We start from the raw sequence: 26,891 nt of genomic DNA on the forward strand, positions 1-26,891 counted from the left end.
TTTCTGCTTTGCTTTGGCTACCATGTTGGCAGACTCGAAAGTAAACAGAAAGATCAACTGGTAGTAATCCATACTGAACATATTATACATTATTTTCAGTATAGTTGAGCTTATTATTGACTAGAGTCATGCTCCGCACCGCTAATCGGCGGCAATAACAGCCCGGTAGTAGCCTTCCAACTGTTGGGTGGCTGCCGACCAGCTCCAACGTTCTGCCTCTTGGCGGGCTTGCTGTCGGAAGAGCTGTCGCTGCCCGACGCTGCTCAGGAGTTGCTGGGTAACCTGGACAAAGTCGCTATCCGAATTGGGATCGAACAGAAAGCCATTGCGCCCACTGTCCACCACATCGGTAATGCCGCCGCAGCGGGGGGCGATCACCGGACAACCGGCAGCCATGGCTTCCAACAGAACCAGCCCCAAGGTCTCGGTGCGGGAGGGGAACACGAACAAATCCGCCGAAGCAAAGGCCGCTGCCAGAGACTCCCCCTGCAGATAGCCCGTAAACACCACATCGTAGCCGGCAAAATGTTGCTCCAGGGATCCCCGCTCTGGCCCATCCCCCACAATAGCTAGGCGCGCCTGCGGGATCCGCTCTAGCAACACCCGGATCCGCCCCACTTCCTTCTCAGCCGAAAGCCGCCCCACATAGAGCAAGAGAGGCCGTTCCGGTTGCCCTGCGGTGAGCCGAGCCCGCATCTCTGGACTGGCAGCCTGGGGATGAAACAACTCCGTATCCACTCCCCGCTGCCACAGTTGCACCCGCTCAATGCCGTGGGCGCTCAGCTCGTGCATCATGGCCGTCGAGGTGCAAAGATTGACCCGCGCCAAATTGTGCCCCAGCTTCAGGAGATTCCACAAAACCCCTTCCAGAAAGCCCAGCCCATAATGCTTCAGATACTTCGGCAGATGGGTATGGTAGGAGGCCACCAGCGGGATCCCCATCGTCTGGCTGTAGTAGAGGCCCCCCAATCCCAAAACTGCCGGGTTCACCACGTGGATCACATCCGGTCGGAAACGGCTGAGCAACTTGCCGATGGCCGGGCCGGGGGCAGCCAGCTTCAACTCTGGATACAGAGGCAGCGGCATCCCCGGGATCCCGTAGACCCGTGCCCGTGCAAACCGCCGGGGGGCTCCCCGGGGCGCGACGATGAGCACCGAGTTACCACGAGCGGTTAGGTGACGCACCGTGTGGCAGAGGCGGGTAACGATGCCATCCACCTTGGGCAGAAACGTCTCCGTAAATAGGGCTATGCGCATCAGGGATCCCAAGCCTACTGTTATTGCTCCGCAACGCTGCTGCGACCGCGCCACTCGGACGGAGTCCTCAAAGACTCTAGAATGAGTGTTGCACAAAACGACAACGCCGCTACGACTTCCGTCAGCAGACTTGAGTACCTCACTCCACCGGTGCAGAGTAGGGCATCGGCTCAGGTTCGGTGAAAGTCTGCACCTGGCTTTGGCCCAGCGTGTCTGCGGCGGTTTTGCTGATCAACAGTAGGGTCGCCGCCAGGGCCAGCCCGATAATATCCCGCCACATGCTCCACTCCTCAGCTCCTCACTCCTCTTGCCCATTACTGTAGCGGCGGTTTTCTCGACTTGGCAGGGATAGAGGACGGATTTTTACATAACACGAACCACTGCCAAAATTGCGGCTTTGCCCCCTGCCGGCTAGTCCCGGAACGTCAGCTGCAAGCTGGTTATCAGCAGCACCAAAGAAGAGACCGCCATCACCCCTCCCCAAAACCAGTAGGGCAAGAACAAGTTTTGGGCAATCTGGCTGGAATCGGAGTGGATCACCTGCCCGTTGATCACAGCAGAGGCCGTAAATAAGTAGTCAAGCTGGTGGTAGGTGCTCACACAGGCCTGCACCCCCAAAAACTGTGCGGCAAAGCCCCGCAACCAAGGGGAAGCCCAGCAGCCCACCGCCAAGATCCCCAGCCCAATAGCCGGGATCAGCAACAGGCCAAATAGAGAGCGCACCCAGAGCACCGCCGACAGCAACAGCAGGGATCCCAAAGCCAACAACCCCAACTGGGCAGTACCTTGACGACGAGAAGCCAGGATAAAAACCGCCCCGGCCATTGGGGGCCCCATTGGCCCACCGGCGGCCACCAAAGCTCGACCCACCGGCCCCAAAAACAAGTGCCCACTGTGAAAGGCCAACCCCGACCCGTCGGGATAGATCTCCAGACGATGAAACTCCCCACCCAACAGCACTGCCGTCAAGCCGTGGCCCATCTCATGAAACCAGGTGGCCAGAATCGTAAAAGGGTAGAGGATATAGTTGCCCCAGGGGAGCTGCCAGAGCAAGACCGTCAGACCTGCAGCAGCCACCAACCAAACCAAGCTGTGCCGGCCAGGTTTCTCGGAAGGGGAGGGAGGCAGCTCAAACTGAGTCATAGAGCAGCAGTGGGTAGACGGAAAAAAGCCTAAAACGCCTCGTCTTCTTAGACGACTGCCGGCAGAGGAGAGTTCCAAGCCAACCCCGAGAAAATCCAGAAAAACATATGTCTCAAACCAGTTTGCAATGGATGTAGGTCAGGTAGGCTGAAAAAGACTCTGAGGGATCCCTGGCGATGGCCACCTTCCTGCGGGATTGGAGCTATCAATTTCCTTGGCTTTACCGCAGCATCAGTCGCGGGGCTGCCCTGGCAGTGGGCGGATATGAGCGGTTGCGGAGATTGCCCATGCAAGGGATCCAGATTCATCCCCAGGATCGGGTGTTGGATCTCTGCTGTGGCCCGGCTGAAGTGACCCCACTGTTGGCGGAGCTGAGCCAGCAGGTTATTGGGTTGGATGCTTCACCAAGAGCCCTGGCAGCGGCCCGCAAACGCCTCCCCAAGGTGGAATTTGTGGAAGCCTTTGCCCAGGATATGCCCTTTCCCAATGCCAGCTTTGATTGGGTGCATACCAGCTTAGCCCTGCACGAATTGTCCTTCGCAGATTTGGAGCAGGTGCTGCGGGAAGTGTGGCGGGTGCTCAAGCCGGGGGGAGGACTCTTGATCCTGGATCTGCATGCGCCTCGGCAACCCCTGATCTGGCCTGGTCTGGCCCTCTTTCTGGCCCTTTTTGAAACCGAGACCGCTTGGGAGCTGCTCAAGCTGGATTTGCCCGAGTATTTGCATCAGCAGGGGTGGCAGTCCATCCGGCAAACCTTGCACGCTGGGGGAGCCCTACAGGTGATCCAAGCCCATTCGCGATAGCAGCCTGCCGAATGAGCTGCTCAACGCGCTCCACACCACTGACGAAAACCAAGAGAGATGGCAACCCTAAACAGGCCCAAAAGACTCTAGCCTTGATGCCAGAAGGGGGTGCCAAGGACGGGCGTACTGGGCTGAGCTGTCTCCTGAGGGATCATGGCCCCGGCAAGGTAAGCTCGGCGGCCTGAACGCACCGCTTCTGCAAAGGCCTCAGCCATGACCACCGGATCCCGAGCCAAAGCCACTGCCGTGTTCAGCAGCACCCCATCAAACCCCCACTCCATCACCTGGCAGGCGTGGGAGGGCAGACCCAAGCCAGCATCCACGATCAGCGGCGCTTCAATCCGTTCCCGCAGCAGGCGTAAGCTGTAGGGGTTGAGGGGGCCTTTCCCGGTGCCGATGGGGGCCGCCCAGGGCATGACCACTTGACAGCCGACATCCAGCAACCGCTGGCACAACACCAGATCATCGGTGCTGTAGGGCAACACCTTGAAGCCGCGCCGGATCAGCTCAGCCGCTGCCGTCGGCAGTTGTAGGGTATCCGGCTGCAGCGTGTAGTCATCCCCAATCAACTCCAGCTTGATCCAGTCGGTGCCAAAAACCTCACGCGCCATCTCCGCCGTCGTGATCACCTCCTGCAGGCTGTGACAACCGGCGGTGTTGGGCAGAACCGGGATCCCCATCTTCTGCAACAGAGCCCAGAACCTCTGGGAAGTTTCTGGCCCCAGTGCCCCTTGCCGCCGCAGAGAAACCGTCAACAAACAGGGCTGCGCGCGCGCCACCGCCTGCTCCAAGATGGCCGGCGAAGGGTAGCGAGCCGTACCCAACATCAGGCGGCTGGGCAATGGTTGGCCATAGAGCACCAAGGGATCCTCATTGGCCCAAGTGGAGGGGGAAAGCTGGAGAAGGGTGGACATTGTCGGGGCAAAGTCAGGACAGAGCAGGAAGCAAGGGGGGCACTAGCCGCCAGCAACCGGAGTGACGATCTCCACCTGGTCGCCTTCTTGCAGACGGGTTTGCTCGTGCTGCGCACGTGGCACAAACTTCAGATTAACCGCTACCGCGAAAGGGCCGCTGGCCCCCACCTGAGCCACTGCTTCGGACAAAGTGGTGCCTTCCGGCAAATCGTAAGGCTTCTGGTTGATCAAGACACGCATGGCGACAGGGACTCACCGGAAAAAGGGGCAGCCTGCACCTGAAAGGGGATCCCAAGCTGCTGGGCCAAGCGACAACTGCCCTGGTGAAGATACTCCAAGACAGCATCGTGGATGGCCGGGGAGATCAGAAAGCCATGGCGATAGAGGCCGTTGATCTGCAACAGGCGAGGTGAGCGCTCCACCACGGCTGGCAAATGGTCTGCCAAGGTGGGACGACATTGGCTGCCTAATTCCAGGATACGCGCTTCGGCAAAGGCAGGATGTACGGCGTAGGCGGCGCTGAGCAACTCCAGGGCGGAGCGGACGCTCACCGGCGAGCGATCCTCAGATTCGATTTCAGTGGCCCCCACCACAAACACCTGACCCGGCTTGGGAGCGATGTAGATCGGGTAGCGAGGGTGCAACAGCCGGGTTGGGCGCCGCAAAGAGACTTCTGGGGCATACAGGCGCACCACCTCACCCCGAACTCCGCGCAGCAGTTTTTGCCCGCCCCATTCTTTTTGGGATCCCAGGCCGCGGCAATCCAAAACCCACCCACCGGTTTGCTGCTGCCAAGCTTGGGCCTGCTTCAGATCCCAAGGGCAACCCCACTCCACTTCCACCTCGTGCTGCCGCAACTTGGCCAGTAAAGCTGCCAACAGTTGGCGGTTGTCCAGTTGGCCCTCTTGGGGAAGATACAGACCCTGCACAAATCGCCCGGCTACCGATGGCTCCAGCTCCGCAATAGCCTGGGCATCCAGCGGCTGAGGGCGGGGGAGATGCGGGAGGTGTTCCCCCACAGCGGCCAGCAGGGACGAGAAACGTCTGGCTTCCCCGGCATCTTGGCGGTGCCAGAGGATCAGAGTGCCTTCTTGCTGAAAGAAAACCGGCTGCGGCAAGCTGGCCAAAAGAGAGGGCCAACGAGAAAGGGCGTAGTATCCCTGGGCCACCACACTGGCTTCGGCGATGGCAGACTCGGCTAGGGGAGCCAGCATAGCAGCGGCAAAATGGGCAGCACTGCTCTCAACAGCAGCAGCAGGAGCCGCCTCCACAATGCGGACGGGATGCCCAACCTCGACAAGGCTGGCGGCCAACAAACGCCCCATCAGCCCAGCCCCGAGGACAAGGATGGGATCCCGCTGCGCTGCCCAAGGCAAAGTGATCCCTGCCGCGTCAGCGGCGGGGAATGAGCCCGTCAGACTGGCTGGCGGGTCTGGCGGAGAAGAGGAGGGTGAAAGGGTCAAAGTGCCCTGCGCTGCTGACACAATGGATTCCATACTGGATCCCATGATAGGCTTTCCAGCTCGGCGATGAATCTGCTCCCACCTGTGCCTGCATTTGTTGATGGAGTGCTGGGCCAAGCTTCGCTGGAACGCCTTTTCACTTGGAGCTTTTTGTTTGATCTCGCTGTTGGTCTCCGGGATCCGTCTGGGGGTGCCGGTGTTGCTGGCGGTGTTGGGGGAGGTGATCACGCAGTGTTCTGGCATTCTCAATTAAACCGGAATGAAACATTTCCCTCTAGCCCCCTTCTCCCTCTGAGAGAAGGAATGGGGGTGAGGGCAGTGGCGCGGAGCGTTTAGGGGGTGTCTCAATCTAGTTTGAAATGACTATAGTTCCCCTCTCCCTTGGTGGAAGAGGGACTGGGGGCGAGGGGGGATCCCTTGGGCTGAGAAGCGCCAAGGGTGGAAGTCCGTCAGGCAGTGTAGTAGGCAGTGCCTTTATTGACGAAGTCCAGTGTGTAGGCAGCCCGGTAGTTGATGGTTGGCTCAAATACGCCGGCCACCGTCATGCTGTCGAAGAAGTCTTGCCAGCGTTTGTCGGTCATGGCGCCAATGCCTTTTTCCAGCGCATCGCCGGACAAGATGATGCCGTACTCCTGCAGTTTCTCGAAGCTATAGGCCAACTGGGCATCGGTCATCTCCGGGTTGTCCTGCTTGATCAAGCGATAGGCCGGACGGGGATCCTCCAAGAAGCTGTACCAGCCTTTGATAGAGGCATCCACGAATCGCTGCACCAAGTCGGGCTTGGTTTCCACCAGTTGGCGACGGGTTTCGATGGTGGTGGCATAGGGTTTGTAGCCCAAATCCGCCAGGAGGAAGACCACCGGCTCAAATCCCCCTTCCCGTTGGATGGCAAAAGGCTCGGATGTCAGATAGCCTTGCTGAGCTGAGCTGGGATCCGCCAAAAAGGGGCCGGGGTTGAAGTTGTAGGGACGAACCTGATCGTCGGTGAAGCCAAAGCGGGCCTTTAGGTAGGGCCAGTAGGTGGCAAGCCCCCCTTTCGAGACGAAAATGGGCCGGCCCTTGAGCTCTTCAAAGCGCTGGGTGCCGGGGTGGGTCATGATGATCTGCGGGTCTTTCTGGAAAATGGCTGCCACACACACCAAAGGGATCCCTTCTCGCACAGCATTGATCACCCCTGTGCTTCCCCCCATGGCAAACTCGGCAGCTCCACCGGCCAAAACTTGGGTGATGTTGATGCCAGGGCCACCCATCTTGATGGTTACATCCAGGCCATGCTCGCGGTAGATGCCGGTCGCCACCGCCTGATAGAAGCCGCCATGTTCCGCCTGAGCATACCAGTTGGTAGCATAGGAAACGCGATCCAGGCCGGATCCCTGAGCCACGATCAGGGTGGGAGAGGGTTTGCGCTGAGCTTGGGCACCCCCTGCCGCCAACAGACCGCCCCCAAGGGCTGCGGCCCCCACCTTGAGAAGTTGACGGCGGCTCAGAGCGTTGGTGTTCGAGTCAGAGGGTTGAGACGAAGCCATAATCCATTCTCCCTAAGCTAATCCTTGCAAGGTGTGAGGGGGCCAAAGATGCAGGTACAGCCTATTGAGGGGCTACGGATACGGTTGTAAACCTACTTGTTCTAAACCTCATCGGAGTCAAGCCTCAGAAACACGATGTTTTGTATCCCTTAAGTTTTGTATCCCTTAATTTGTGAACAGGCTGTAACTTGCGACACCCCATTAAGCCAGAAACCCTTGGGCAGAGCGGTATCTCCGGCTACCGGCACTTGCAGACGAGAGCCATTGGCGTTCGGTTCCATCGGCGGGAGGCCAAGCTGCCCTGGGGCCAGCACCTCAGTTCGCAAATGGCAAGAGGAACAAAACCCGAAACCAACCTTGCCCCGATCTATCCCAAACCTGTAGCCACCGAACATGACCGGCGCTCGAAGTAACCTGCAGATCTCATTCTGCCGCAATCTTGCTGGGTCAAAGAGCCCCACCCCTTGAGCATTTGCCGGAGCTGTTGGCAATTTATCCCCGGTCGGGATGGAGTTGCGGCCAATTGGAGAGCTTGCTTTCTAGAGCTTGCTTTCTGCTAAGGCAACCCGCTATGCTACCGCCCAGATTGAGGCATTCTCCCGTGGCAAGTCAGCAGCTTCGTGTCTATGTCCCCCCTCACCCGCTCATTAAGCACTGGCTAACCGTGGCTCGGGATGCGGAGACGCCCATGCCCCTGTTTCGCACGGCCATGTCGGAGCTGGGCCGCTGGCTAACCTATGAGGCGATGCGGGAGTGGATCCCCACCCAGACCGTTCAGGTGCAAACCCCTTTGGAACCCGTTGCCGCAGAGGTCATCGCGCCGGATACCCTGCTGGGCATTGTGCCTGTATTGCGGGCTGGCTTGGCGATGCTGGAAGGCTGTCAGGCCCTTTTGCCCCAGGCGCGGATCTTTCACATTGGCATGGTGCGGGATGAGGAAACGCTGCAGGCCAGTTGCTACCTCAATCGCCTTCCAGAGCGGATCCCTGAACAGATGCGCATTCTCATTCCCGAGCCGATGTTGGCCACCGGGGGCACGCTGCTCTGGGTTTTGGATGAGCTAAAAAAACGGGGGGCGGATCCCAGCTTGGTTAGAATTGTCAGCGCATTGGCAGCGCCCCCAGGGTTACAGCGGTTGGGATCCCACTACCCAATGGTGCAAATCTTCTGCGCCATGATTGACGAGCGGCTGAACGATCGAGGGTTCATTTTGCCCGGGCTGGGGGATGCAGGGGATCGCGCCTTCGGCACAGAGAACTAGCCACTGACCCACTCAATCTGTCTGTCTTCTCTGCTGCTGGTTTTTGAGCCAAGATCTTCGGCGACACACGCATTCTGGAGTGCTCAATCGAGCTTTTACCACTTCTGGCGCACGGATTGCCCATTCACCCAGATGCTTTGAGGGAGAGCATTTGAGGCTAATCCCCCTCAGGTTGGTCAAGCTATTGGATCATAGGTACTGTAGGACGCTTCAGCCGGTCGTGCTGCTTGAAATTTTGACGGGGCCAGCGCCTTTCCCTTTCCTGCACCTATGCGACTTGTCCTTACCAGTTTAGATGGCAGCTTGCTGGATCTAGAGTTCAACAGCTATGGTGCTGCCCGACAAGCCTTGGCTGCCCTAGAGCGCCGCTCCATTCCCTTGGTGCTCTACAGCCTGCGCACCCGCGCTCAACTGGAACATGTGCGGCGGCAGTTGCGCCTGGAGCATCCGTTCATCTGTGAGGATGGCTCTGCCGTTTACGTTCCCGAGCATTACTTCCCGGCGGGCATCCTAGACGAGCAGTGGCAACACCGACCGCCCTACTACGTGTATGCTTTGGGTCTGCCCTATTCTCGCCTGCGCAGCATCCTGCAACAGGTGCGTCAAGAGTCCCACTTGGATTTGATCGGGTTTGGGGATTGGACTGCCTCTGAGCTGGCCGCTGCCACTGGGATCCCTTTGGAAGAGGCAGAGCGGGCGCAGCAGCGAGAGTACAGTGAGATTTTCAGCTATTCCGGGGATCCCGAAACCCTACGGGAAGCTTTTGCCCAGCAAGAAGCCAACCTCACCCAACATCTGCTGCGGGTGCGTCAGCTCCACTTCTCTAGCCTGCCGCAATGGTATCTGACCGGATGGATGCAGCCAACGATGGCCGCAGAACCCAATTGGTTACCGGGGGAACAGGCGGTGCGGCGGCTGCTGGATTGCTATCAACGGCATTTGGGCCCTATCAAGGCTTTGGGCATTGGTTGTTCCCCGCCCGATGTGGCCTTTTTGCGGTGGACGGAGCAAAAAGTGGTGCTTCCCAGCCCAATTGCGGATAGCCTCTGGAGTGAGGCCCTGCCCCAATGGCAATTGGCTCAGCTCCCCGGCCCAGAGGGGTGGAATGAAGTGGTGTTGATGTGGTTGGAGGAAACAGATCATGGTGATGAATAGGCAGCAGATTGGTCGTCAGGCTGTACCCTTAGGCCTGAAAACGGTGGGGTGCCTGCTGAGCTTGGCGGTGGCCATGCCTGCCCACGCGCAACCGCCCATGACCCTACTGACAGGGGAGCCGACGGTCGCCCAACTGAAGGAAGACGGAGCTCGCTATCTGCAGATGGGCTTCCATACCTTGGCCATCAACGCCTACCGGAGCGCAATTGAACTGGAAGAAAAAACCTTGGTGCTGCCCAGCGAACGGGATCCCGATGTGCCTTTTAACCTCGGCTTGATCTACGCCCGTCAGGGCAAGCTGGCGGAGGCCCGCGCTGCCTTTCAGCGCTCGGTAGAGGTGGATCCCAGTGGCTTTAAGGCTCGCTATCAACTGGCCTTGGTGGATCTCAAGCTGGGGAACCTGGTCGCTGCCAAAGAGCAGCTCACCCTCTTGGCCCATGCCGCCAGCAACCATCCCGAAACCCACAGCCATATTCAAGCTCTGCTGGCCACTCTGGAGTCTGTTCCCTTGCCCGGCCAACAAGGGGAGAACCCGGCTCGCCCTCCAGCCGTTGAGTCAGAAGCCGCCAAGCTTTTGCTCGAACCTCAGAAAACAGAAACAGCCGCCCTGCCCACCGCAGCTGAGCAAAAACCGCCAGAGGAGACAAAACCTCTCTCGACTCTGCAGCGGCTACGTCAACGGGAGCGGGACTAGAGCCCCCTCTAGTTTTAACTATTTCTTAAGGCATGGGGCCGGCTGCCAGGGATCCCACTGGTCACCGGGCCTTGGGCTAGGCTCGCCCCTTTTGGGGATCCGACTGAGAATCCTCGGGCTGGGGCCCTTTGGTGGTGAACACCGTGGTGAACATCATCAGCATGCCTCCCCCCAAGATCAGCAGGGCTAATCCGCCAAACATCCAATTCATCCAAGCTTGAACTTCCATGGGGGAGCTCTCCAGAATACGAGAATCCATTGGGCAGTTTTATCCTACATCTGGAGAAACGGTGCCCAGCAGCTACTGATTGGCTCGGTAAAGCAACCCCAGCCCTACGGCGGCACAGATCAAGTTGGGCAACCAAGCCGCCATTGCTGGCCCCAGCGTCCCAATTTGTCCCAGCGCCTGGGTGATGAACAGCAGCACATAGAAGGCAAAGATAATCAGCACACTGATGCCCAACCCCAAAGAGGAACCGGTGCGCTGCGGGCGCAGCCCCAAAGGCACCCCAATCAGGGTAAACGCCAGACACGCGAAAGGAATGGCATACTTTTGGTTGAGGCTGACCTGTAGACGACGCACCCGTTGCAGATCGCCAGAGCTGGCGATCACCTCGATGTAATGCTTCAGCTCCCGAATGTTCATTTCCTCAGGGCTGCGAATCTCCTGAGCCAGCTCCAGCGGCGCGCGAGGCAGACGCAACTCCTGCCGGCTGAAGGTGGCAATGTTGCTGTAGGTGCCATCCGGAGAAACGATGTAGTTGGTGCCATCCTCAAACACCCAAAGATTCTCTTGGGGATCCCAGCGCCCCCGCTGGGCCAGCAGAATTTGGTTGAGCGCCTCGTTGGAAAAATCCAGGACGATAATGCCGCGCATTTGCTTTCCATCGAAGCTGCGGGCGTAGAACTGACGGGTTAGCCCTTGTCGCCGGGAAAAGGTGCCGTCCGGCTCAGGCATGAGGATCTCGCCAAATTCTTGGTAGAGGATATTCTCCCGCCGGAAGTCCGGATCCCGATTTAAAGCTCGGTTCAAAGTCGTGGCCGCTTGGCGATTGCTCACCGGCACCACCAGCTCATTGAACAGAAACGTTAACGTCGTCACCAGCAAGCTGAGGACGAGGGCAGGCACCATGAGGCGGTAAAGGCTCACCCCGCATCCGCGCAAGGCCGTGATCTCGTTGTCGGCAGACAAGCGCCCATAGGCCAGCAACGTCGCCAGCAACATGGACATCGGGAACGTCAAAACGATGATCCCCGGCGCCCGCAGCACGAACACCTGCAAGGCTGCTGAAATCGATAACCCTGCCTCCACCACCAGGCGCACCAGCTCGAACAGGGATCCCACCGCCATCACCAAGGTTGTGAAAGCTCCCACCCCAAAGAGAAACGGCAGCAGCATCTCCGAGAGGACATAGCGATCCATCAGGCCCACCGCGCAAACGAGGGAGAGCCTGTGGTCAGGCCGCTCGCGGGAACGGGCAGGAGGGAGAGAATGAAGTTTCACGCAACCCAAGGAAGTAGTAGGCAGGACAGCCGAAGGCTGTTAACGACTCTAGACCGGAACACTGGGCAATGAAAGGCTATCGCCTTCCTTTCTCAACCTAACCCGCCTATGATCGACCCCAAGTAAGCTCAGGCATAGAATTGGGCCGGGTTTGTCTTGGGAAGACTTTCGACATGGTTTCCTCCTCTTCCCCCTCCTGCAATCTTAGGAGTTTGCTGGAGCGGCTCCTGGAGCTGCGGCAGCAGGTTGTAGAGGGATCCCAGAAATACTTGGCCGCTTGGGGCTGCCTTACGAGCCCTCCTGCGGCCATCCACAACCTGGCGCGCTACCTGGCGCTGCGCCAACAGGATCTGCGCAGCTTGCAACTGGAGCTGGCGGCTGCGGGGCTGTCCTCGCTGGGGCGCTGTGAGTCGCGGGTTCTGGAGAGCCTGGATGCGGTGATTGCTATTTTGGCAGCCACCCAGGGTTTGACCCATACGGCACCCAGCTATGAAGAGTTTTACGCCGGGGATACGGCACTAGAGCAGCACGCCGAGGCGCTGTTTGGCCCCCCTTCTCCCCATCGCCGCGCGCGCATCATGGTGACCCTGCCCAGCGAAGCCGCCGAGCAGCCGGAGCTGTTGCTGCAGTTGTTGGAGCGGGGCATGAACGTGGCCCGCATCAACTGCGCCCACGACGAGCCCTCGGTGTGGGAGAAAATGGTGGCCCACTTGCGCCAGGCCGAAGCCCAGACCCAACGGCGTTGCAAGATTTTGCTGGACCTGGCCGGCCCCAAGATCCGCACCGGCCCAGTGGCCATGCCCCCTGGCAAAACCAAGGTGTACCGCGGGGATCGCATCCTGCTCACCGCGAAGGTTCCTGAGGCCAGCGCCGATATCTCCTGCCAGGTGACCTGCAGCCTGCCGGAGGTTTTGGCGCACCTGCAGGTAGGGGCAAGTGTTTGGATCGACGACGGCAAAATCGGCGCCCGCGTGGTAAGGATCGAGCCGGCAGGCGTGGTGCTGGAGGTGGACAAAGTTGCCCCTCAGGGCAAGAAGTTGCGAGCAGAAAAAGGCCTCAATTTTCCTGACAGTCAGCTCCAGATCCGTTCCCTTACCGACAAAGACTGCCAAGACCTCGACTTTGTGGTGCGGCATGCCGACTTGGTGGGCTATTCCTTCGTCCAGCAGCCCGCGGACTTGCAGTTGCTGGTTTCTGAGCTGGAGCGGCGGCAGGCTCGCCCCGATCTGGGCTTGATCCTCAAGATGGAAACGCAGCGGGCGGTGAAAAACCTGCCGGCCTTGATCGCGACCGTTGCCGGCTGCCGGCCCCTGGGGGTGATGATTGCCCGCGGCGATCTGGCCGTGGAGATCGGTTGGCTGCGCTTGGGCGAGATCCAGGAGGAACTGCTGTGGATCTGCGAGGCAGCCCAGGTGCCGGTGGTCTGGGCTACCCAGGTGCTGGATCAGCTCACCAAGGAGGGCTTGCCCTCGCGGCCTGAGCTTTCCGATGCGGTGATGTCTGCCCGCGCCGAATGTGTGATGCTCAACAAGGGCCCCTACCTGCTGGAGGCGGTTGCCCTCCTGGATGAGCTGCTGGCCCGTATGCAGACCCACCAACACAAGAAAAGCCAACGTCTGCGGGCTCTGTACTCTTGGCGCTAGAGGCGGAACTTCTCTCCTAGGTAATACTTGCGCACCAAGGGATCCGCCGCCAGCTCCGCCGCCGTGCCCTTGGCCAAAATGGCCCCGTCGTTGAGGATATAGGCCCGGTCGGTGATCTCCAGCGTCTCCCGCACGTTGTGGTCAGTAATCAAAACACCGATGCCCCGTTGCTTGAGCTTGGCCACCACCTCCTGAATATCCGCCACCGCGATGGGATCCACCCCCGCAAAGGGCTCATCCAGCAGCAGAAATTTCGGCCCGTGGATCCCAGCGGCCAAGGCACGGGCGATCTCCGCTCGGCGACGCTCCCCCCCCGATACCTGCAGGCCCAGGCTGTGGGCCACGTGGGCGATGCGAAACTCCTCCAGCAGTTGGTTGAGCCGCTGCTGCCAGAGGCGGCGAGGCACCCCCGTTTGCTCCATGATCAGCAGCAGGTTGTCTTGGATACTGAGGCGACGAAAAATACTCGGCTCCTGGGCCAGGTAGCCGATCCCCAATTGGGCCCGGCGATGCATGGGCAGGTGGGTAATATCTTGGTCATCCAACCAGACATGGCCGCGGTTGGGCTGGATCAGGCCAGTCATGATGTAGAACGTGGTGGTTTTCCCCGCCCCATTGGGGCCCAGGAGCCCCACGATTTCCCCCTGCTGAATGTTCAGGCTAACGTCGCTCACCACCTCACGGCGGCCATAGCGCTTACAGATGTTTTCTAAGTAGATCTGCATAGGGCCGGCACAGGGCTGCTGATCAATGCTTACTGATTCTGTAGGGCTGATTCTCTCCAACCGACAGGGATCCCGGCTGCCGCAGCGCACAGGCTACTTCCTCAAAGATGCCCCAAACCCCGCCCACAATCCAGGGGAGTGTAGGCAAAGTGGATCCCTCTCAAGCCAACTGGAGGGATCCCTAATGGGGTTCTCATAGCTCACGGCAACTGCTCGCCCCCCTCAAAATGGGATCATTTCACTAGGGGATCCCTGGCCTTCCCATGCTTCGCTGCCCAGCTTGCTACTGGCTCAACTCCAACTCCGATTATCGCTGTCGTCGCTGTGGGCACTTTTTGCGCCATCGCCCGCTTCCTGTTGCCGAGAAACTCAACCCAAGAAGGCCAACAACCAGCCCTGCCGGCTGGCGGGAAACCCGCTGGGATCGCGTCCTGACTTCCTCGGCAATACTCGGGGTTTTGGTGGGGTTGGGGCAACTGTCTTGGCATTGGGTGCAGCCGCTGCTCAAAGATCCACCCCTTCCCAGTGTTGGCAACGGCCCGGCAGCTTCGGGACGATAGGACTCCAAACGTCATCCCGCCCTGAGAGAGCCTGCTATCAGGTGGGCCAGACAGACCTGCGGAGTGGCCGAAGCCAGAAGATGCCACTATCATGTGACCAGCGCAGAACCATCCCCCTCTGCTGTGTCCCTTCACGTAAACCTTCAAAATTGTGAGGCTTGGTAACCATGAACCTCAATCTCAAAGTTCCCGCCATTTGGGCACTACTGGCCACGGCAGCCTTGGCTTCCTCTGCCGCAGCCACAACCTACAACTCTTGTTTTATGCGCTACCTCATGGCTTCCCGCACCTGTCCCAACTGCCGCCTGGGATCCATTGAGCTGAGCAATCTGGATTTGGCGGAGGCCAATTTCAGCGGTTCCGATCTCATCGAGGCCAATCTGGAGCGCACCATCTTGACGGGCGCCGATCTCAGCCAGTCTTACCTGGTGGGGGCCAATTTGCGGCGGGCTCAATTGAGCGGAGCCAACCTGAGTGGCGCTTACCTGGAGGGGGCAGACTTGCGGGGGGCCAACCTGCGGGGGGCCGATCTCTCTTCTGCATCCCTGTACGGCGCCGACTTGCGGGGGGCCGATCTACGCGACGCCAACCTGGTTGGGGCTGACCTGCGCTTTGCTCGCACCTGGGGCGCACGCCTGCAGGGTGCCGTTCGGGAATAGTGCCAAAGGCCGAAGCCAGCTTCCCCTCTCCCTCTCTGGGAGAGGGACTAATGAATAACGCGTACTAATTGCGTAATGCGGATGGCGAGACTCGAACTCGCAAGGCAAAGCCACACGCCCCTCAAACGTGCGCGTATACCAATTCCGCCACATCCGCTTCCGAGCCTAACCATCATAGCGACAGAGGGGTGGAGTTGTTAAGGGCATTGGCCATTTTGCAGCTATGGCTTGTCCTGCCTCGGCAAAGTTAAGGCAACTCCACCGACGTGGGCTTGGAAGCGTGGGGCAGTCCCCACCCCAACTTCTCTCGCATAACCCGGAAAAATTCCGGTCGGCGCAGGCGCATCAAATCTGTCCAATAGGGGGCACGTACCACCCGAATCTGGTCTTCCGGCATGATGTAGCAGCCGGCATTTCCATCTACCACCAAAACCAGTGGCTGAGGGGTAACGGGGCTAATCCATACCTCCTCCGAATCGGGGAAGACCAAGGCCCGCGACGCCATGGAATGGGGGCAGATGGGAATCAGCTGCAAAACCGGCACCCCCGGTGTGATCACCGGCCCACCCGCCGAGAGGGCATAGGCCGTCGAGCCGGTGGGAGTAGCCAAGATGACTCCGTCGGCAGCCACATCCAGAGGTGAGTGATCCCCGATGGTGATCTCGAAGTGGCACATGCTGGTCAAAGGCTCGCGGTGCAACACCATCTCGTTTAAGCTCAAGACCTCCCAGCGCAATTCTTGCCCTCGGTAGGCTTGCACCAGCAACATGCTGCGGCGATCCAGGGTGTATTCTCCGGCAATGGCGGCACTGGCTGCCTCTTCTAGGTGAGGAAGGTAGGTCTCCGTCAGAAAGCCCAGATGGCCCGTATTCACCGCCAACAAGGGGATCCCTTTGGGGGCCAGTTGCCGTGCTGCTGCCAAGACGGTGCCATCTCCCCCCAACACCACCGCAAACTTCATGGTTTGATCAAATCCAGCCGGGGCCAGGCTATCTACTTTGGTCAGGCAGATGGGGCTGTCGGGCTTGGCATAACCGAGGATACCGCCCCAGTTGGGGGCCACACAGACTTCCCAGCCCTGCTCCTGAAACCAGCGGGCTAGGGTTTCGCTGCTGCGTTTGGCGGCGGGTTTGGCGTCGTTGTAGAGGATCCCGGCTTTGGGCTTGGTCATGGGCAATGGGAAGGCAGAGGTGCCAAAACTCTATCAGTTCTGCAGGCCCCTCTGCTGGCCAGGTGATCCATTCCACAATTTCTGCCAGCAGACTTCGCTGATACATTGACGCTGAACAAGACGGGTAGCTTGCATGGCGAGGCCATACCCTGCTGCCCGGGGCTGCAGCGATTGCATCCTGCTCGTTGCCAATCGGCAGCTCAACCCTGGCAGGGCAAGAAGCTACGAGAAGCTACGAGGAAAAACGAGTGACAGCAGGTTGGAACGAGTACCTCAATCGACAGGGCGACCCCGGTACATCAGTCGGTACTTCACCTGCGGGGTCAAGTCTTTTTGCCCTGGATCCCCTTCCGCGGTGATGGGTTGTGGAGGGGCGGTGGGGGAGTGGGCGCTCGGCTGCGGGGGAGGGGTGGAAGAAGATGTACGGCTGACCTCCGCCGGCCATAAGCCCGCTTGCTTCAGAGCCCTGTGGAGCGCCTCCGTGTCAATAGGCAAAAACCACCTGGCAGCCTCGTAAATCCGTTCGAGGGAGTGGAGAAGGTCGCCGGCCTCTGCCAAGCCGGGGATCACATCTGCTGCCCCCTGATAAATTGCCCAGCGCCGCTCTGCGGGCTCGATGTGGCGGCGGGGGTGATGAGTCAGGATAACAGGGATGTTGGGCAGCTTACTTTGGCACTCTCGACAAAAGGCATAGGGGTTAAACAGCCCCGTCGTCATGTCCACCACCATCAGATCCAGCGGCTGGCTTGTTGCCGCCTCTAGCAGATCTTCACGTGGGGAAATCGGCACCACAGAGTGCCCCTGAGACTCCAGCGCCAACTTCCAGAGATGAATTTGCGAGGGCTGGCCCTGAGCTAGCAGTATGGTTTTTCTCACAGTGGATGGAGATATGCGAGTAGAAGGAAAGGCAAAGGCTTGCACCACTTAATAATCCGTCGTACGCCAGAATCTTGTGCAAGGCGCAATGTAGCATCCTTAAGAGGAGCAAATGGTGACCGGATATACAAGTGCTGCTGTTTAGGCCCAACACTCTACAAATTAAATCCGGATTAAATCCGGATCCCCAGCAGCCGACAGCCCATTTCTGGGTGCGGCCTGTCCGACGGCCTCAACGTTTGTCTTGCTCAATTCAATCTGGGATCCCTTCTTTCTCGCTTTCCAATTCAGCTTGCAGGGCCTGCCACTCTTCCGGAGACAGCGAGTGGAGTTTCTCTTGAAGTTGCTGGGTCTCGAAGCTGGCCCATTGAGCCTTCAGGGTCATTTCCCCCCGCAGCACCCGCTTCAGGTAGCCAAAAGTCCACCCCAAGCAGGCCAATAGAAGCACCACGCTCGATATCTGCTGCGCGGCCCCCGTATCCAAGCCCGCCCAAAGCAGCAGGCCGTAGAGGATCCCTCCCCCCAACAGCAGGGCTAAGCCTATAGCAAGAACATCCAATCTGCGCATGGCTCAGTGAACCGACAAACGGCTGACCTTACAGCGACCGAGGCTTGGGCCGGAACGTCATGAAGGGAGCCAAGAGCACCATGCCGGGAAAGAAAAACAAGACCAAGAAAAACATCAACACCTTTTCCCAAGCACTGCCTGAAGTCCAGCGTTTGTCCACATACAGCAGAGACAACAGAGGCAGCACCAGCAAATAGAGAACAGCCAAACCGGCATAAGTTAACCCAATCAACGATGTAGTAGAAGCCATGTCGAGTGCGCTCCGCAGCTAGACCTATGTCCAACAAATCTAACAGGATTGTAAAGGGATTTGTCAGCTTGGGGGAGTTCGTAACTCAGCCAACTGACCACAAACTGACTACAAGCTGGTGCTGATCGCCCCAACGGGGCAGGTGGCAACACACTGTTCGCACATGACACAGCGGTTGCGAGAGAACTCCAGCTTCCAGTTGGGAGCAGAAATCTTCAGGGCCTCGGTTGGGCAAACTCCCGTACACAATCCACAGTCCACGCACAAGTCTGGGTCGATTTGAATTTCCTTGGCCCGTTCAGTCACCTCAATGCCCAAAGACTGTACCCATTCCAATCCTGCTTCCACCTGGTCGATATCCCCCGACAGCTCCACCACCAAAGTACCCACTTCGTTGGGGGCTACCCTGGCGCGCACGATATTGGCAGCCACATCGAAGTCTTTGGCCAACCGATAGGTGAGAGGCACATTCACCAAATGGCGGGGGAAAATGAGGGTGACTCGTTTGCGCACGGATCTTGAGTGTTTTGAGTGCAGCAACTTCCTTCAGTATGGCAGGCTTGTGAGGTTCAGTTTGGCCGTGAATGCAGCTCACTTCCACCCTCCACAGGACACCCAAGGCGAACCCCACAGCGGTAGGGCGGGGCTTTGAACCCAGTTTTTCGGTGAGCTCAGCTTCTTGGGAAGATCACCAGAGGCAGCGCGTGAGACAACGGCGCCATTATCAGCGTGCCCCTCTCACCAAAAGCTATCTGTGGAAGCCGACCCAGAGCCTGCCACAATAGGATGGAGAGCGTCCCCGATCCCTATGAACCCATCTTTTGCTCAGCCCCGTCTCAACTCAGAGCAGTACCGCCAGATGCTGGTGCGGGATGGCGAGCGTCGCTTCCGCGAGTGGCACACGGCCTTCCTCAAGTACCAACGGCAGTTTTTGCAAGAGATGAAGCAACTGCGTCTCCAGGGTTCCTTGCATCACTGAATGGTTAATGCCCACCGTCCCCACCTTGCACCCGCTGCCAGTCTTCTCCAAGCCCGATCCCTCCCCAAGGCCTACGGCCTGCCAAGGCGAACGGCAAGAAACCTTGGAATTGCTGGAGTGGCCCCGCCTTTGTCAGCACTTGGCCACCTTTGCGGCCACACCCTTGGGCCGCCGCGCCTGCTTGGAGCTGGATCCCTGGCAGAGCCGCGCCGACAGCGAAGCCTACCTTGAGCAGACGGAAGAGGCGATCCGCCTCGATCGCACACAGGCGGGGGGCCTTTCCATGGCAGGGATCCACAACTTGCTGCCGGCTTTGGAACGGGCCGAACGGGGGGGGATCCTGAGCGGGGAAGAGCTGGTGCAGATCGCTACAACTCTGGGGGCAGCCCGCCGCATTCGTCGTCTGATCGACGACCACGACCATCTGCCATGCTTGCAAACTTGGGTGAGCACCCTGCGCACCTACCCGGAGCTGGAGCAGGAGATCTTCCGCTGCCTGGAGGAACATGGCGAGGTGCGGGACAGCGCCAGCCCTGCCCTTGCCAATCTGCGCCAGCAGCAACGGCAACAGCGCAGCCAGATCCAGGAGCGCCTGCAACAGTTGATGAGCCAGTACCCCCAGGCGCTGCAGGATACCCTGATCGGCCAGCGGCAGGGACGGTTTGTCCTGATGGTGAAGGCCACCCATCGGGATCTCATCCGCGGCCTTGTGCACGACAGCTCTGCCAGTGGAGCCACCCTCTATGTGGAGCCCTACGCCGTGGTGGAACTGGGCAACCGCTGGCGAGAAACCCAAGCTCAGATTCAGGCGGAGGAAGAGCGGATCTTGGCCGCGCTCTCGGCTCAGGTGGCAGCCGTGGCCACCGATCTGGAGCATTTGCAGGGGGTGATGGTGGGGTTGGATGTGGCTCTGGCTCGGGGTCGCTACAGCCTCTGGCTGGAGGGCAATCGTCCCCAGTTTGTCTCGGCAGGATTGCGCCTGCGTCAGGCCAAGCACCCTCTGCTGCTCTGGCAATCTCGCGCCGCTGCCCCTTCGGAGGGTCAAGGCTCTGCCGTTGTCCCCATCGACTTCACCCTCTCGGACTCCATTCGTGTCGTGGTTATCACCGGCCCCAACACCGGCGGCAAAACCGTTGCCCTGAAAACCCTGGGCCTGCTGGTGCTCATGGCCAAGGCGGGGATCTTCCTGCCGGCTCAGGATCCGCCCCAGCTGCCTTGGTTCGACGGGGTTTACGCCGACATTGGGGACGAGCAGTCGCTGCAACAAAATCTCTCCACCTTTTCAGGGCACATCCGCCGCATCAGCCGCATCGTGCAGGCCCTGCAGTCTGCTCCGGAGCCGGCCCTTGTCCTGTTGGATGAGGTGGGGGCGGGCACGGATCCCACCGAAGGCGCTGCCCTGGCGGCTGGGCTATTGGAGTACCTCTCGGAAAGGGCACTGCTCACCCTGGCTACCACCCACTACGGCGAGCTAAAGGCCCTGAAATACCAACATCCCGGCTTTGAAAATGCCTCAGTGGAGTTCGATGAGGTCACCCTGGCCCCCACCTATCGCCTTTTGTGGGGGATCCCAGGCCGCTCCAACGCCTTGGCCATTGCCCAACGGCTGCAGTTGGATCCAGAGATTCTGCGGCGGGCCCAGCGGCACCTGCAAGGGGAAAGCCAGGTGGATAGGGTCATTGCCGGCCTGGAAGCGCAGCGGGCTCAATTGGAAGAGCGGGCGGCCCAGGTGGGATCCCTGCATCGAGAGCTGGAGAGCCTACATCAACAAATGCAGCAGCGCAGCCGCCAAATTGCCGAGCGAGAAGCTCAACTGGAGCACAAGCAAAACCAAGAACTGCAAGCCCTGTTGGCTGCTGCCCGTCAGGAAGTGGCTGCCGCCATCCGCAGATTGCAGCAGGGAGAGGATCCCCAACGCATTACTGCCGAGCTGGCGCAAATCCAGCAGCGCTACTCTCCCCCACCGCCGCCTGTGGATATGGAGTTTGTGCCAGAGGTGGGAGATCGGGTGCGGCTGAGAGGCTTGGGTCAGACGGGGGAAGTGATCGCCATCGAAGGAGATGTATATGTAGTGCGCAGCGGCATCCTCAAATTCACAGTGCCACGGGGGCAGTTGGATCCCATCGATGAACACCAGGCTAAGCAACGCCAACGCCCCAAAGCCCCACCTCCCTCCCCTGCAGCCACCGCTCCCCTGAACCTGCGCACCAGCCAGAACACCCTCGATCTGAGGGGGAAAACCGTTGCTGATGCTGAGGCCATTCTGGAACAGCACTTTGCCCAAGCTCCTCCCGGCCCGGTTTGGATCATCCACGGCCACGGCACAGGGCGCCTGAAAGCCGGCGTCCAGGCTTATCTCCAAAATCACCCGCGCGTTCAGCGTTTTTCAGCCGCTGATCCCGAAGACGGCGGTACTGGAGTGACCGTGGCTCATTTACAGTGAGGCTTGTACAGTGAGGCTTGCCAGTGCCAGAAGGGAGTAGGGGTGGTCGCGTTGGCATTCTCGAGTCGGAGACCGGACAAGTGCCGGGCGATGTCTCAAGCTTGACTGTGGAGCACTGCCGCTGCTGAGCTGACGGGCTGGGATCCCCTCTGTTGTCGCTGGCTTTGCCAGAGCCAGTAGCCCCGCAGCAGTTGGCTATCCCCAATGAGCTTCAACATCACCGCCACCGTTGCACCTGTCCAACTGAGAGGCCCAAAGGCGGCGCCTGCTGCTGCCAACAGCGCCAACCCAGAAAGATTTAGCCCCAAGCCTTGCACCCACATCCACAAGACAGTCTCGCGCTCTGACATCTGTCAGCTCCTAGAGGAGAAATAGGATAGCCCTACTGTCCTGAATCTGAGCAGAGACGGGGATGGGGTTGAGCCTTGACACCGCTGCCCAAAGCTGCACACTTGAGGGGGGCATATTCCCCCTACGGATGGGCTGCTTCACCCAGCCACTCCTGCAATCGGGCCAGAGCCAGCCGCTTCTGGGCAGCGGAGCGTATCGTGCCCTCCGTGAGCCGATTGAAGCCATGCACCAACCCCTTGCCCCCCAAAGCCACCAGCGTTACCCGATGGGTTTGCCCTGGCTCAAAACGCACTGCGTTGCCGGAAGGGATGTTGAGGCGCATGCCAAAGCTGGCGGCGCGATCGAAAACCAGGGCCCGGTTCACCTCGAAAAAGTGAAAATGGGATCCCACCTGAATGGGCCGATCCCCTCGGTTGGTAACCTCCAGGGTCACGGTGGCCCGTCCGACGTTGGCTTGGATGGGATCCTCTGCCAGCAACAGTTCCCCTGGGATTAGGGCTGGCTCCGCGTTGGCGCCAGGCGTGGTTTTGGATCTGCGGCCAGAGGGCATGGGGACAACCTCCTGAAGTTTTTCGGTCTTTGGAGCATCTGGGGGATCCCTAGCGAATGGGGTGGTGTAGGGTAACCAGCTTGGTTCCGTCGGGGAAAGTAGCCTCCACTTGAATTTCCGGGATCATCTCCGGGATCCCGGGCATTACGTCCTCGCGGGTCAGCCACGTCAGCCCCTCGCTCATCAATTGGGCGACTGTTTTCCCCTCCCGCGCCCCTTCCAAGACTGCTGCGCTCAAGTAGGCCACCGCCTCAGGGTAATTGAGTTTGAGGCCCCGCTGCCGCCGATCCCGAGCCAACTGGGCAGCCAGGTAGATCAACAACTTGTCTTTCTCCTGGGGGGATAAGTACACGGGACAACCTCAAAGATACAAAAGGATACAGGGGGGACAGCAGCAGGCCCAGTTGGCCTAGAGTTGACTCAACTTTATATCACCTCTGGGCAAAAAAAGGGGTCTAGGCTAGAGGGGATTTCCCTTTCTCCTGCACAACCCACAGCCTCAACCTCTTTCGGCATTGGGTGTTGCGACTCCCTTCCTGGGCAACCCGTCATGAAAGAGTAACAATAGATGCATACAGATGTATTTAGACGCGAAAGTTTGTCTAGATTCGTATCTCAACCCTGAGTTGGTCTATCCTGGAGCAATTTACCGGCTCTGTTTAGCACTTCCCTTTAGATAGATAGGTGTTGACTGGGTTCTTTTGATCGGCTATGAAACTCGAACTGACTCCCCGCCAGCGGAAGATTCTCTGGGCGACGGTGCGCAGCTACATTGCGACGGCTGAACCTGTCGGTTCCAAAACCTTGGCCCAGTCCTATAACTTTGGGGTGAGCACGGCCACCATTCGCAACGACTTGGCCACCCTTGAGCAAGTGGGGTTACTGTTTCAGCCCCACACCTCCGCCGGACGGGTTCCTTCCGACTTTGGCTATCGGGTTTATGTCAACGATTTGTTGACCTCTGCCAACAGCGGTGGGATCCCTCACGATGCTCCTCAGCCGGATCCCCATCCCGCTCTGCAACAGTTGATGGATCAGCTTGGCCGTGAGCTGGTAGACGACCTAGACAGCCTCCTGCAAAGGGTAGCTCAGCTTTTGGCCCATCTGAGCGGTTGCATTGCTCTCATCACTCCTCCTCAGGGGCCGGTGGTAGCCATTCATCATGTGCAGTTGGTGTCGGTAGCGCCAGGGCGGGTGATGGTGTTGGTGGTAACCGACTCCTATCAAACCCATTCAGCTCTGGTCAGCCCCCCCGACTGGCCCAGCGACTCCCGAGAGGATTTGGAAGATGAATTGCAATTGCTCAGCAACTTTCTCACCCTGAAGCTGCGGGGCAAAACCTTTGCCGAGTTGCAGGATCTGAGCTGGCTGAAACTGGATGAAGAATTTCGTACCTACGGCTATTGGCTGCAGCAACTGCTGCGCTCGGTGGTGCAACGCTGTCTACAGCCCTCTCTGGGGCAGGTGTTCAGTGCCGGTATGGCCGAGTTGATGCGTCAGCCGGAGTTTTCCCAGGCCCGGCAGGTGCAGGCAGTGATGCAGTTGATCGAGGAGGGAGCCAAGCAACTTCAGGGGATGATTGGGCTCCATTTTGCCGATGGGGGTGATCCGCAGTTGGCGTATCTGCCTCCTCTGCCGAGCTCAACGGAGATGGATCAGGAGTCGGGACAGTCTGCCCGCAAGACCCCGGTGATCATCTACATTGGCAGCGAGAATCCACTGGAGTCTCTGCACCACTGTACGGTTATCGCCTCCACTTACCACCGTCGCTCAGCTCCTCTGGGTACGGTCACCTTGCTGGGGCCGACCCGAATGGCCTACGAGCGCAGCATTGCTGCTGTGCAGGCGGTGGCCTCTCATCTGACCCGGGCTCTTGCCTAAGGGATCCCATGAAGGCAGGCAGGGTCTGGGTTGCACCTGAGCAATAACAAGCTGTGGCCAGGCTCTCTCCTCTCCACCTGCGGGTACAGTGCGCCATTCGGCAGCGGCAACTTCTTCACCCTGGCCAGCGGCTGCTGGTGGCTTTTTCGGGCGGGCAAGATTCTTTTTGCCTGCTCCAAATCCTGCGGGATCTACAGCCTCGCTGGGGCTGGCAGCTCTTCGTTTTGCATTGCGATCACCGCTGGTCGGCAGATGAAACGGAGTGTGCTCGCTTTTTGCAGGGGTGGCTGCAGCAGCAGGGACTGCCTCATGCCGTTGAGACTGCGGATCCCATCCGCCGAGATGAGGCAGGGGCCAGGGCTTGGCGCTACCAACAACTGGACAAATGGGCCCGCATCTGGGATTGCAGCGCCGTGGTGATGGGGCATACGGCCACGGATCGAGCAGAGACGTTTTTGTGGAACTTGTTGCGGGGAACAGGAGCCGCCGGGCTGAGCAGCCTGGATTGGCAGCGGCACCTAGACGACCGGGATCCCACCTCTGCCCAGGTGGTGCGACCCCTGCTGGGTCTATACCGTTGGGAAACCGAACAATTTTGCCAGCAGCACCAATTGCCGGTCTGGCCGGATCGCAGCAACCAAGATCTGGCCCATGGCCGCAACCGTCTCCGCCTGGAGGTGATGCCTTACTTGAAACAGCACTTCAACCCGCAACTGGAAGCGGCCCTGAATCGGGCTGCCACACTGCTGCAAGCAGAACATGAGCTGGTGGTAGCTCAAGCAGCTCAGCTATGGCCACAGGTATATGAGCCCGCTTTGCCAGGGCTGCGACGGGATCCCTTGCAGGCTGCCCCCTTGGCTCTGCAGCGGCAGGTAATGTTCCAGTTTTTGTCCCTGGTGTTGCCCCACCACCCCACCTTTGAACAGGTAGAAGCCGGGATCCGACTCCTCAAGGCAGGGCGCGGCAGCCGTAGCCCCGATTATCCAGGTGGGCACTGGCTGGAAGTGAAAGGGGATCACTTGGTTTGTTTCCATTAATTTTTCCATTAATTCCACTTCCCCGAAGGGAAGCGACTGATTCATTAATAGTAAGTATCACCACTGATTGTGGCAATACTTGGATACGATTAGCATCTTATGGTAATAATACAGGCCCGAGTCCATTGGCTACAGCACCTGATATGACCACTGCATTTGTACCTACCCCATCACAATGGGCAACCAAGACAATAGATTTAAGCCCGTATGCTTCTCAAACCGCCGCCAGAATCAGATTCCAATTGCGAAGTGGATGGGGAAATGTTACTTAATCTGGATTTATTTAATACCTCCAACTGTTAGCGATGGCTACCAACGATAACATGATGGGTACTTCTATGAGTACACCAACCACCGTGGCTAACGACGCACCTGAATTAAGACCAAAAAGTGATATGGCCACGGCAACTGCGAGTTCAAAAAAATTACTGGCACCAATCATCGCAGCCGGTGCACAAACCGGATGTGATAAACGGAGCAATTTTCCACCCAGCCAGGTTATAAAAAATATGAAGTAGGTTTGAATGGTCAGTGGTATGGCTATCAACAAAATGGTGTATGGATGATCCAGTATGTGTTCGCCCTGAAAGGCAAAGAGTAAAACCAGGGTTGAAAGCAATGCTAGTATGGAAACAGGACGAAGTGCCGGAAGAAATTTTTGTTCAAACCAATCCTTTCCTTTTCGTTGAGGCAATATCCGATTGGTCAGATAACCCGTAGTTAGCGGTATAACAACAAAAACAAACACCGAAGTAATCAGTACTTCATACGGTATCTGTATGTTGGTTACTCCCAGCAGCCATTTTACAATGGGTACAAATGCAACCGGCAGAATAAGATCGTTGACTGAAACTTGTATTAACGTATAATTGGCATCGCCTTTTACCAAATAACTCCACACAAACACCATGGCTGTGCAGGGTGCGGCACCCAGCAGAATGGCGCCTGCCAGGTACTGGTCTGCATCTTCCGGAGTGATCCAGGTAGCATACAGATTTTTAAAGAAAATCCATCCAAACAATGCCATGGTGAAAGGTTTGATCAGCCAGTTTACAGTAACTGTCAGCGCCAGCCCTTTCCAATTTTTTGAAACACCGCCTATCGATGAAAAATCAATCTGTACCATCATCGGGTAGATCATCATCCAAACCAACACCGCTACCGGAATGTTGATGGTATATATCTGCCAGCTTTCAAGCACCGAAACAGAATTCCCCAGTATTTTCCCAAGACCAATGCCTGCAGCAATGCATAGCGAGACCCAAACGGTAAGGTATTTTTCAAAAAACTTCATGGGTTGAAATTTAATTACAGCGTTTCCATTAATTCCACTTCCCCGAAGGGAAGCGACTCCCCCCCATTATAACCCTTGTCCAGAGGTCTTGTTTTCGGCTGCAATTTCCCCTTGTTTTTCTCCGCCGAGGGGCCTGAAACCCTTGCCCAGAGCGGGATCGACCGGGTCAACGGAAGAATCAGGG

The 26,891-nt window shown here is 58.5% G+C and carries 31 protein-coding genes and 1 tRNA gene; 12 read left to right on the forward strand and 20 right to left on the reverse strand.

Annotated features, from left to right (window positions below; translation table 11 throughout):
* Positions 1-141: 141 nt before the first annotated feature.
* The 3 genes from NW839_RS02495 to NW839_RS02505 all read right to left on the reverse strand — a co-directional run bounded on the left by NW839_RS02495 (position 142) and on the right by NW839_RS02505 (position 2,400).
* Positions 142-1,257, reverse strand: coding sequence for a glycosyltransferase family 4 protein (locus tag NW839_RS02495; protein WP_414350086.1), 1,116 nt, complete (start codon positions 1,255-1,257; stop codon positions 142-144).
* Positions 1,258-1,396: 139 nt separating this feature from the next.
* A complete protein-coding gene (locus NW839_RS02500) occupies positions 1,397-1,537 on the reverse strand; it encodes a hypothetical protein (RefSeq protein ID WP_414344387.1) in 141 nt (46 codons plus the stop codon).
* A 131-nt stretch (positions 1,538-1,668) separates the two neighbouring features.
* On the reverse strand, positions 1,669-2,400 hold the full coding sequence (locus NW839_RS02505) for a M50 family metallopeptidase (protein ID WP_414344389.1): 732 nt from the start codon (positions 2,398-2,400) through the stop codon (positions 1,669-1,671).
* A 176-nt stretch (positions 2,401-2,576) separates the two neighbouring features.
* On the opposite strand from NW839_RS02505, the gene NW839_RS02510 reads away from it, so the two are divergent.
* Complete coding sequence (locus NW839_RS02510; RefSeq protein ID WP_414350085.1) at positions 2,577-3,203, forward strand: class I SAM-dependent methyltransferase; 627 nt, start codon at positions 2,577-2,579, stop codon at positions 3,201-3,203.
* 86 nt (positions 3,204-3,289) lie between these two features.
* Here the strand turns inward: NW839_RS02510 and NW839_RS02515 are convergent, their stop codons facing one another.
* The 4 genes from NW839_RS02515 to NW839_RS02530 all read right to left on the reverse strand — a co-directional run bounded on the left by NW839_RS02515 (position 3,290) and on the right by NW839_RS02530 (position 7,106).
* A complete protein-coding gene (locus NW839_RS02515; protein ID WP_414350084.1) occupies positions 3,290-4,117 on the reverse strand; it encodes a thiazole synthase in 828 nt (275 codons plus the stop codon).
* Between the two features lie 42 nt (positions 4,118-4,159).
* The gene (thiS, locus tag NW839_RS02520) at positions 4,160-4,357 is read right to left on the reverse strand and encodes a sulfur carrier protein ThiS (protein ID WP_414350083.1); all 198 of its coding nucleotides are present in this window, start codon (positions 4,355-4,357) and stop codon (positions 4,160-4,162) included.
* A complete protein-coding gene (locus NW839_RS02525) occupies positions 4,345-5,613 on the reverse strand; it encodes an FAD-dependent oxidoreductase (RefSeq protein ID WP_414350082.1) in 1,269 nt (422 codons plus the stop codon). Before NW839_RS02525 ends, thiS begins: the two co-directional genes overlap by 13 nt.
* A gap of 416 nt (positions 5,614-6,029) precedes the next feature.
* On the reverse strand, positions 6,030-7,106 hold the full coding sequence (locus NW839_RS02530) for an ABC transporter substrate-binding protein (RefSeq protein ID WP_414350081.1): 1,077 nt from the start codon (positions 7,104-7,106) through the stop codon (positions 6,030-6,032).
* Positions 7,107-7,677: 571 nt separating this feature from the next.
* Here NW839_RS02530 and upp point away from each other — a divergent pair.
* From upp to NW839_RS02545, 3 genes are all read left to right on the forward strand, one after another.
* Positions 7,678-8,367 carry a uracil phosphoribosyltransferase gene (gene upp / locus NW839_RS02535; RefSeq protein ID WP_011433955.1) on the forward strand — a complete coding sequence of 230 codons (690 nt, stop codon included), beginning with the start codon at positions 7,678-7,680 and terminating at the stop codon, positions 8,365-8,367.
* Between the two features lie 270 nt (positions 8,368-8,637).
* Positions 8,638-9,522: a hypothetical protein gene (locus NW839_RS02540; protein ID WP_414350080.1), complete on the forward strand. Its 885-nt coding sequence runs from the start codon at positions 8,638-8,640 to the stop codon at positions 9,520-9,522.
* A complete protein-coding gene (locus tag NW839_RS02545) occupies positions 9,509-10,216 on the forward strand; it encodes a tetratricopeptide repeat protein (protein ID WP_414328993.1) in 708 nt (235 codons plus the stop codon). Before NW839_RS02540 ends, NW839_RS02545 begins: the two co-directional genes overlap by 14 nt.
* A 76-nt stretch (positions 10,217-10,292) precedes the next feature.
* Here the strand turns inward: NW839_RS02545 and NW839_RS02550 are convergent, their stop codons facing one another.
* On the reverse strand, positions 10,293-10,445 hold the full coding sequence (locus NW839_RS02550) for a hypothetical protein (RefSeq protein ID WP_414328994.1): 153 nt from the start codon (positions 10,443-10,445) through the stop codon (positions 10,293-10,295).
* Between the two features lie 72 nt (positions 10,446-10,517).
* Positions 10,518-11,639: an LptF/LptG family permease gene (locus NW839_RS02555; RefSeq protein ID WP_414350079.1), complete on the reverse strand. Its 1,122-nt coding sequence runs from the start codon at positions 11,637-11,639 to the stop codon at positions 10,518-10,520.
* Positions 11,640-11,893: 254 nt separating this feature from the next.
* Between NW839_RS02555 and NW839_RS02560 the strand changes: the two genes are divergently transcribed.
* Complete coding sequence (locus NW839_RS02560; RefSeq protein ID WP_414350078.1) at positions 11,894-13,363, forward strand: pyruvate kinase; 1,470 nt, start codon at positions 11,894-11,896, stop codon at positions 13,361-13,363.
* Here the strand turns inward: NW839_RS02560 and lptB are convergent.
* Positions 13,360-14,088, reverse strand: a complete 729-nt coding sequence (gene lptB, locus NW839_RS02565; RefSeq protein ID WP_011433949.1) for an LPS export ABC transporter ATP-binding protein — start codon at positions 14,086-14,088, stop codon at positions 13,360-13,362. The two genes, NW839_RS02560 and lptB, sit on opposite strands and share 4 nt — an antisense overlap.
* Positions 14,089-14,113: 25 nt before the next feature.
* Here lptB and NW839_RS02570 point away from each other — a divergent pair, with 25 nt between their 5' ends.
* From NW839_RS02570 to NW839_RS02580, 3 genes are all read left to right on the forward strand, one after another.
* Complete coding sequence (locus tag NW839_RS02570; protein ID WP_011433948.1) at positions 14,114-14,287, forward strand: hypothetical protein; 174 nt, start codon at positions 14,114-14,116, stop codon at positions 14,285-14,287.
* Positions 14,288-14,351: 64 nt separating this feature from the next.
* Complete coding sequence (locus NW839_RS02575; RefSeq protein ID WP_414350077.1) at positions 14,352-14,648, forward strand: hypothetical protein; 297 nt, start codon at positions 14,352-14,354, stop codon at positions 14,646-14,648.
* A 167-nt stretch (positions 14,649-14,815) separates the two neighbouring features.
* Positions 14,816-15,307, forward strand: a complete 492-nt coding sequence (locus NW839_RS02580; RefSeq protein ID WP_414332111.1) for a pentapeptide repeat-containing protein — start codon at positions 14,816-14,818, stop codon at positions 15,305-15,307.
* A 76-nt stretch (positions 15,308-15,383) separates the two neighbouring features.
* Here NW839_RS02580 and NW839_RS02585 read toward each other — a convergent pair.
* The 6 genes from NW839_RS02585 to NW839_RS02610 all read right to left on the reverse strand — a co-directional run bounded on the left by NW839_RS02585 (position 15,384) and on the right by NW839_RS02610 (position 18,685).
* A tRNA-Leu gene (locus tag NW839_RS02585) sits at positions 15,384-15,464 on the reverse strand.
* Between the two features lie 90 nt (positions 15,465-15,554).
* Positions 15,555-16,478 carry an NAD(+) kinase gene (locus NW839_RS02590; RefSeq protein ID WP_011433945.1) on the reverse strand — a complete coding sequence of 308 codons (924 nt, stop codon included), beginning with the start codon at positions 16,476-16,478 and terminating at the stop codon, positions 15,555-15,557.
* Between the two features lie 273 nt (positions 16,479-16,751).
* Positions 16,752-17,267, reverse strand: a complete 516-nt coding sequence (locus NW839_RS02595) for a response regulator (protein ID WP_414380461.1) — start codon at positions 17,265-17,267, stop codon at positions 16,752-16,754.
* A gap of 340 nt (positions 17,268-17,607) precedes the next feature.
* Entirely contained in the window at positions 17,608-17,922 is a 315-nt protein-coding gene (locus NW839_RS02600; RefSeq protein WP_414344410.1) for a DUF3007 family protein, read from the reverse strand.
* A 28-nt stretch (positions 17,923-17,950) separates the two neighbouring features.
* Positions 17,951-18,172: an NAD(P)H-quinone oxidoreductase subunit L gene (gene ndhL / locus NW839_RS02605; protein ID WP_414331907.1), complete on the reverse strand. Its 222-nt coding sequence runs from the start codon at positions 18,170-18,172 to the stop codon at positions 17,951-17,953.
* 108 nt (positions 18,173-18,280) lie between these two features.
* Entirely contained in the window at positions 18,281-18,685 is a 405-nt protein-coding gene (locus tag NW839_RS02610; RefSeq protein WP_011433941.1) for an NIL domain-containing protein, read from the reverse strand.
* Between the two features lie 295 nt (positions 18,686-18,980).
* On the opposite strand from NW839_RS02610, the gene NW839_RS02615 reads away from it, so the two are divergent.
* Both NW839_RS02615 and NW839_RS02620 read left to right on the forward strand, forming a co-directional pair.
* Positions 18,981-19,151 carry a hypothetical protein gene (locus tag NW839_RS02615; RefSeq protein WP_414329021.1) on the forward strand — a complete coding sequence of 57 codons (171 nt, stop codon included), beginning with the start codon at positions 18,981-18,983 and terminating at the stop codon, positions 19,149-19,151.
* Between the two features lie 7 nt (positions 19,152-19,158).
* On the forward strand, positions 19,159-21,594 hold the full coding sequence (locus NW839_RS02620; protein ID WP_414350075.1) for an endonuclease MutS2: 2,436 nt from the start codon (positions 19,159-19,161) through the stop codon (positions 21,592-21,594).
* A 95-nt stretch (positions 21,595-21,689) separates the two neighbouring features.
* Here NW839_RS02620 and NW839_RS02625 read toward each other — a convergent pair whose 3' ends face one another.
* The 3 genes from NW839_RS02625 to NW839_RS02635 all read right to left on the reverse strand — a co-directional run bounded on the left by NW839_RS02625 (position 21,690) and on the right by NW839_RS02635 (position 22,847).
* Complete coding sequence (locus tag NW839_RS02625; RefSeq protein ID WP_414350074.1) at positions 21,690-21,944, reverse strand: hypothetical protein; 255 nt, start codon at positions 21,942-21,944, stop codon at positions 21,690-21,692.
* Positions 21,945-22,066: 122 nt separating this feature from the next.
* The gene (locus NW839_RS02630; RefSeq protein ID WP_414350073.1) at positions 22,067-22,495 is read right to left on the reverse strand and encodes an urease subunit beta; all 429 of its coding nucleotides are present in this window, start codon (positions 22,493-22,495) and stop codon (positions 22,067-22,069) included.
* Positions 22,496-22,544: 49 nt separating this feature from the next.
* Positions 22,545-22,847, reverse strand: coding sequence for an urease subunit gamma (locus tag NW839_RS02635; protein ID WP_011433938.1), 303 nt, complete (start codon positions 22,845-22,847; stop codon positions 22,545-22,547).
* A 359-nt stretch (positions 22,848-23,206) separates the two neighbouring features.
* On the opposite strand from NW839_RS02635, the gene NW839_RS02640 reads away from it, so the two are divergent.
* Together NW839_RS02640 and tilS are read left to right on the forward strand one after the other, a co-directional pair.
* Positions 23,207-24,376 (forward strand): HrcA family transcriptional regulator, encoded by a 1,170-nt coding sequence (locus NW839_RS02640; RefSeq protein WP_414350072.1) that lies wholly within the window; start codon positions 23,207-23,209, stop codon positions 24,374-24,376.
* A 53-nt stretch (positions 24,377-24,429) separates the two neighbouring features.
* Positions 24,430-25,413 (forward strand): tRNA lysidine(34) synthetase TilS, encoded by a 984-nt coding sequence (tilS, locus tag NW839_RS02645; protein WP_414350071.1) that lies wholly within the window; start codon positions 24,430-24,432, stop codon positions 25,411-25,413.
* A gap of 283 nt (positions 25,414-25,696) precedes the next feature.
* Here tilS and arsB read toward each other — a convergent pair whose 3' ends face one another.
* Positions 25,697-26,707, reverse strand: a complete 1,011-nt coding sequence (gene arsB, locus NW839_RS02650; protein ID WP_414350070.1) for an ACR3 family arsenite efflux transporter — start codon at positions 26,705-26,707, stop codon at positions 25,697-25,699.
* Positions 26,708-26,891: the final 184 nt, after the last annotated feature.

It is taken from the genome of Synechococcus sp. R5-15, from assembly GCF_047462035.1.
Lineage (GTDB): Bacteria > Cyanobacteriota > Cyanobacteriia > Thermostichales > Thermostichaceae > Thermostichus.

Bases quoted from the DNA above. Each gene is read 5' to 3' on its own strand.
- NW839_RS02630 (WP_414350073.1), bottom strand. From the start codon at position 22,495: ATGCCCTCTGGCCGCAGATCCAAAACCACGCCTGGCGCCAACGCGGAG.
- NW839_RS02575 (WP_414350077.1), top strand. From the start codon at position 14,352: ATGCTTCGCTGCCCAGCTTGCTACTGGCTCAACTCCAACTCCGATTAT.
- NW839_RS02570 (WP_011433948.1), top strand. From the start codon at position 14,114: ATGCTTACTGATTCTGTAGGGCTGATTCTCTCCAACCGACAGGGATCC.
- NW839_RS02560 (WP_414350078.1), top strand. From the start codon at position 11,894: ATGGTTTCCTCCTCTTCCCCCTCCTGCAATCTTAGGAGTTTGCTGGAG.
- NW839_RS02555 (WP_414350079.1), bottom strand. From the start codon at position 11,639: ATGGATCGCTATGTCCTCTCGGAGATGCTGCTGCCGTTTCTCTTTGGG.
- NW839_RS02505 (WP_414344389.1), bottom strand. From the start codon at position 2,400: ATGACTCAGTTTGAGCTGCCTCCCTCCCCTTCCGAGAAACCTGGCCGG.
- NW839_RS02530 (WP_414350081.1), bottom strand. From the start codon at position 7,106: ATGGCTTCGTCTCAACCCTCTGACTCGAACACCAACGCTCTGAGCCGC.
- NW839_RS02615 (WP_414329021.1), top strand. From the start codon at position 18,981: ATGAACCCATCTTTTGCTCAGCCCCGTCTCAACTCAGAGCAGTACCGC.
- NW839_RS02510 (WP_414350085.1), top strand. From the start codon at position 2,577: ATGGCCACCTTCCTGCGGGATTGGAGCTATCAATTTCCTTGGCTTTAC.
- lptB (WP_011433949.1), bottom strand. From the start codon at position 14,088: ATGCAGATCTACTTAGAAAACATCTGTAAGCGCTATGGCCGCCGTGAG.
- thiS (WP_414350083.1), bottom strand. From the start codon at position 4,357: ATGCGTGTCTTGATCAACCAGAAGCCTTACGATTTGCCGGAAGGCACC.
- NW839_RS02500 (WP_414344387.1), bottom strand. From the start codon at position 1,537: ATGTGGCGGGATATTATCGGGCTGGCCCTGGCGGCGACCCTACTGTTG.
- NW839_RS02495 (WP_414350086.1), bottom strand. From the start codon at position 1,257: ATGCGCATAGCCCTATTTACGGAGACGTTTCTGCCCAAGGTGGATGGC.
- NW839_RS02525 (WP_414350082.1), bottom strand. From the start codon at position 5,613: ATGGAATCCATTGTGTCAGCAGCGCAGGGCACTTTGACCCTTTCACCC.
- upp (WP_011433955.1), top strand. From the start codon at position 7,678: ATGCTACCGCCCAGATTGAGGCATTCTCCCGTGGCAAGTCAGCAGCTT.
- NW839_RS02550 (WP_414328994.1), bottom strand. From the start codon at position 10,445: ATGGAAGTTCAAGCTTGGATGAATTGGATGTTTGGCGGATTAGCCCTG.
- arsB (WP_414350070.1), bottom strand. From the start codon at position 26,707: ATGAAGTTTTTTGAAAAATACCTTACCGTTTGGGTCTCGCTATGCATT.
- NW839_RS02515 (WP_414350084.1), bottom strand. From the start codon at position 4,117: ATGTCCACCCTTCTCCAGCTTTCCCCCTCCACTTGGGCCAATGAGGAT.
- NW839_RS02545 (WP_414328993.1), top strand. From the start codon at position 9,509: ATGGTGATGAATAGGCAGCAGATTGGTCGTCAGGCTGTACCCTTAGGC.
- NW839_RS02580 (WP_414332111.1), top strand. From the start codon at position 14,816: ATGAACCTCAATCTCAAAGTTCCCGCCATTTGGGCACTACTGGCCACG.
- NW839_RS02590 (WP_011433945.1), bottom strand. From the start codon at position 16,478: ATGACCAAGCCCAAAGCCGGGATCCTCTACAACGACGCCAAACCCGCC.
- NW839_RS02625 (WP_414350074.1), bottom strand. From the start codon at position 21,944: ATGTCAGAGCGCGAGACTGTCTTGTGGATGTGGGTGCAAGGCTTGGGG.
- NW839_RS02620 (WP_414350075.1), top strand. From the start codon at position 19,159: ATGCCCACCGTCCCCACCTTGCACCCGCTGCCAGTCTTCTCCAAGCCC.
- NW839_RS02640 (WP_414350072.1), top strand. From the start codon at position 23,207: ATGAAACTCGAACTGACTCCCCGCCAGCGGAAGATTCTCTGGGCGACG.
- NW839_RS02540 (WP_414350080.1), top strand. From the start codon at position 8,638: ATGCGACTTGTCCTTACCAGTTTAGATGGCAGCTTGCTGGATCTAGAG.
- ndhL (WP_414331907.1), bottom strand. From the start codon at position 18,172: ATGGCTTCTACTACATCGTTGATTGGGTTAACTTATGCCGGTTTGGCT.
- NW839_RS02600 (WP_414344410.1), bottom strand. From the start codon at position 17,922: ATGCGCAGATTGGATGTTCTTGCTATAGGCTTAGCCCTGCTGTTGGGG.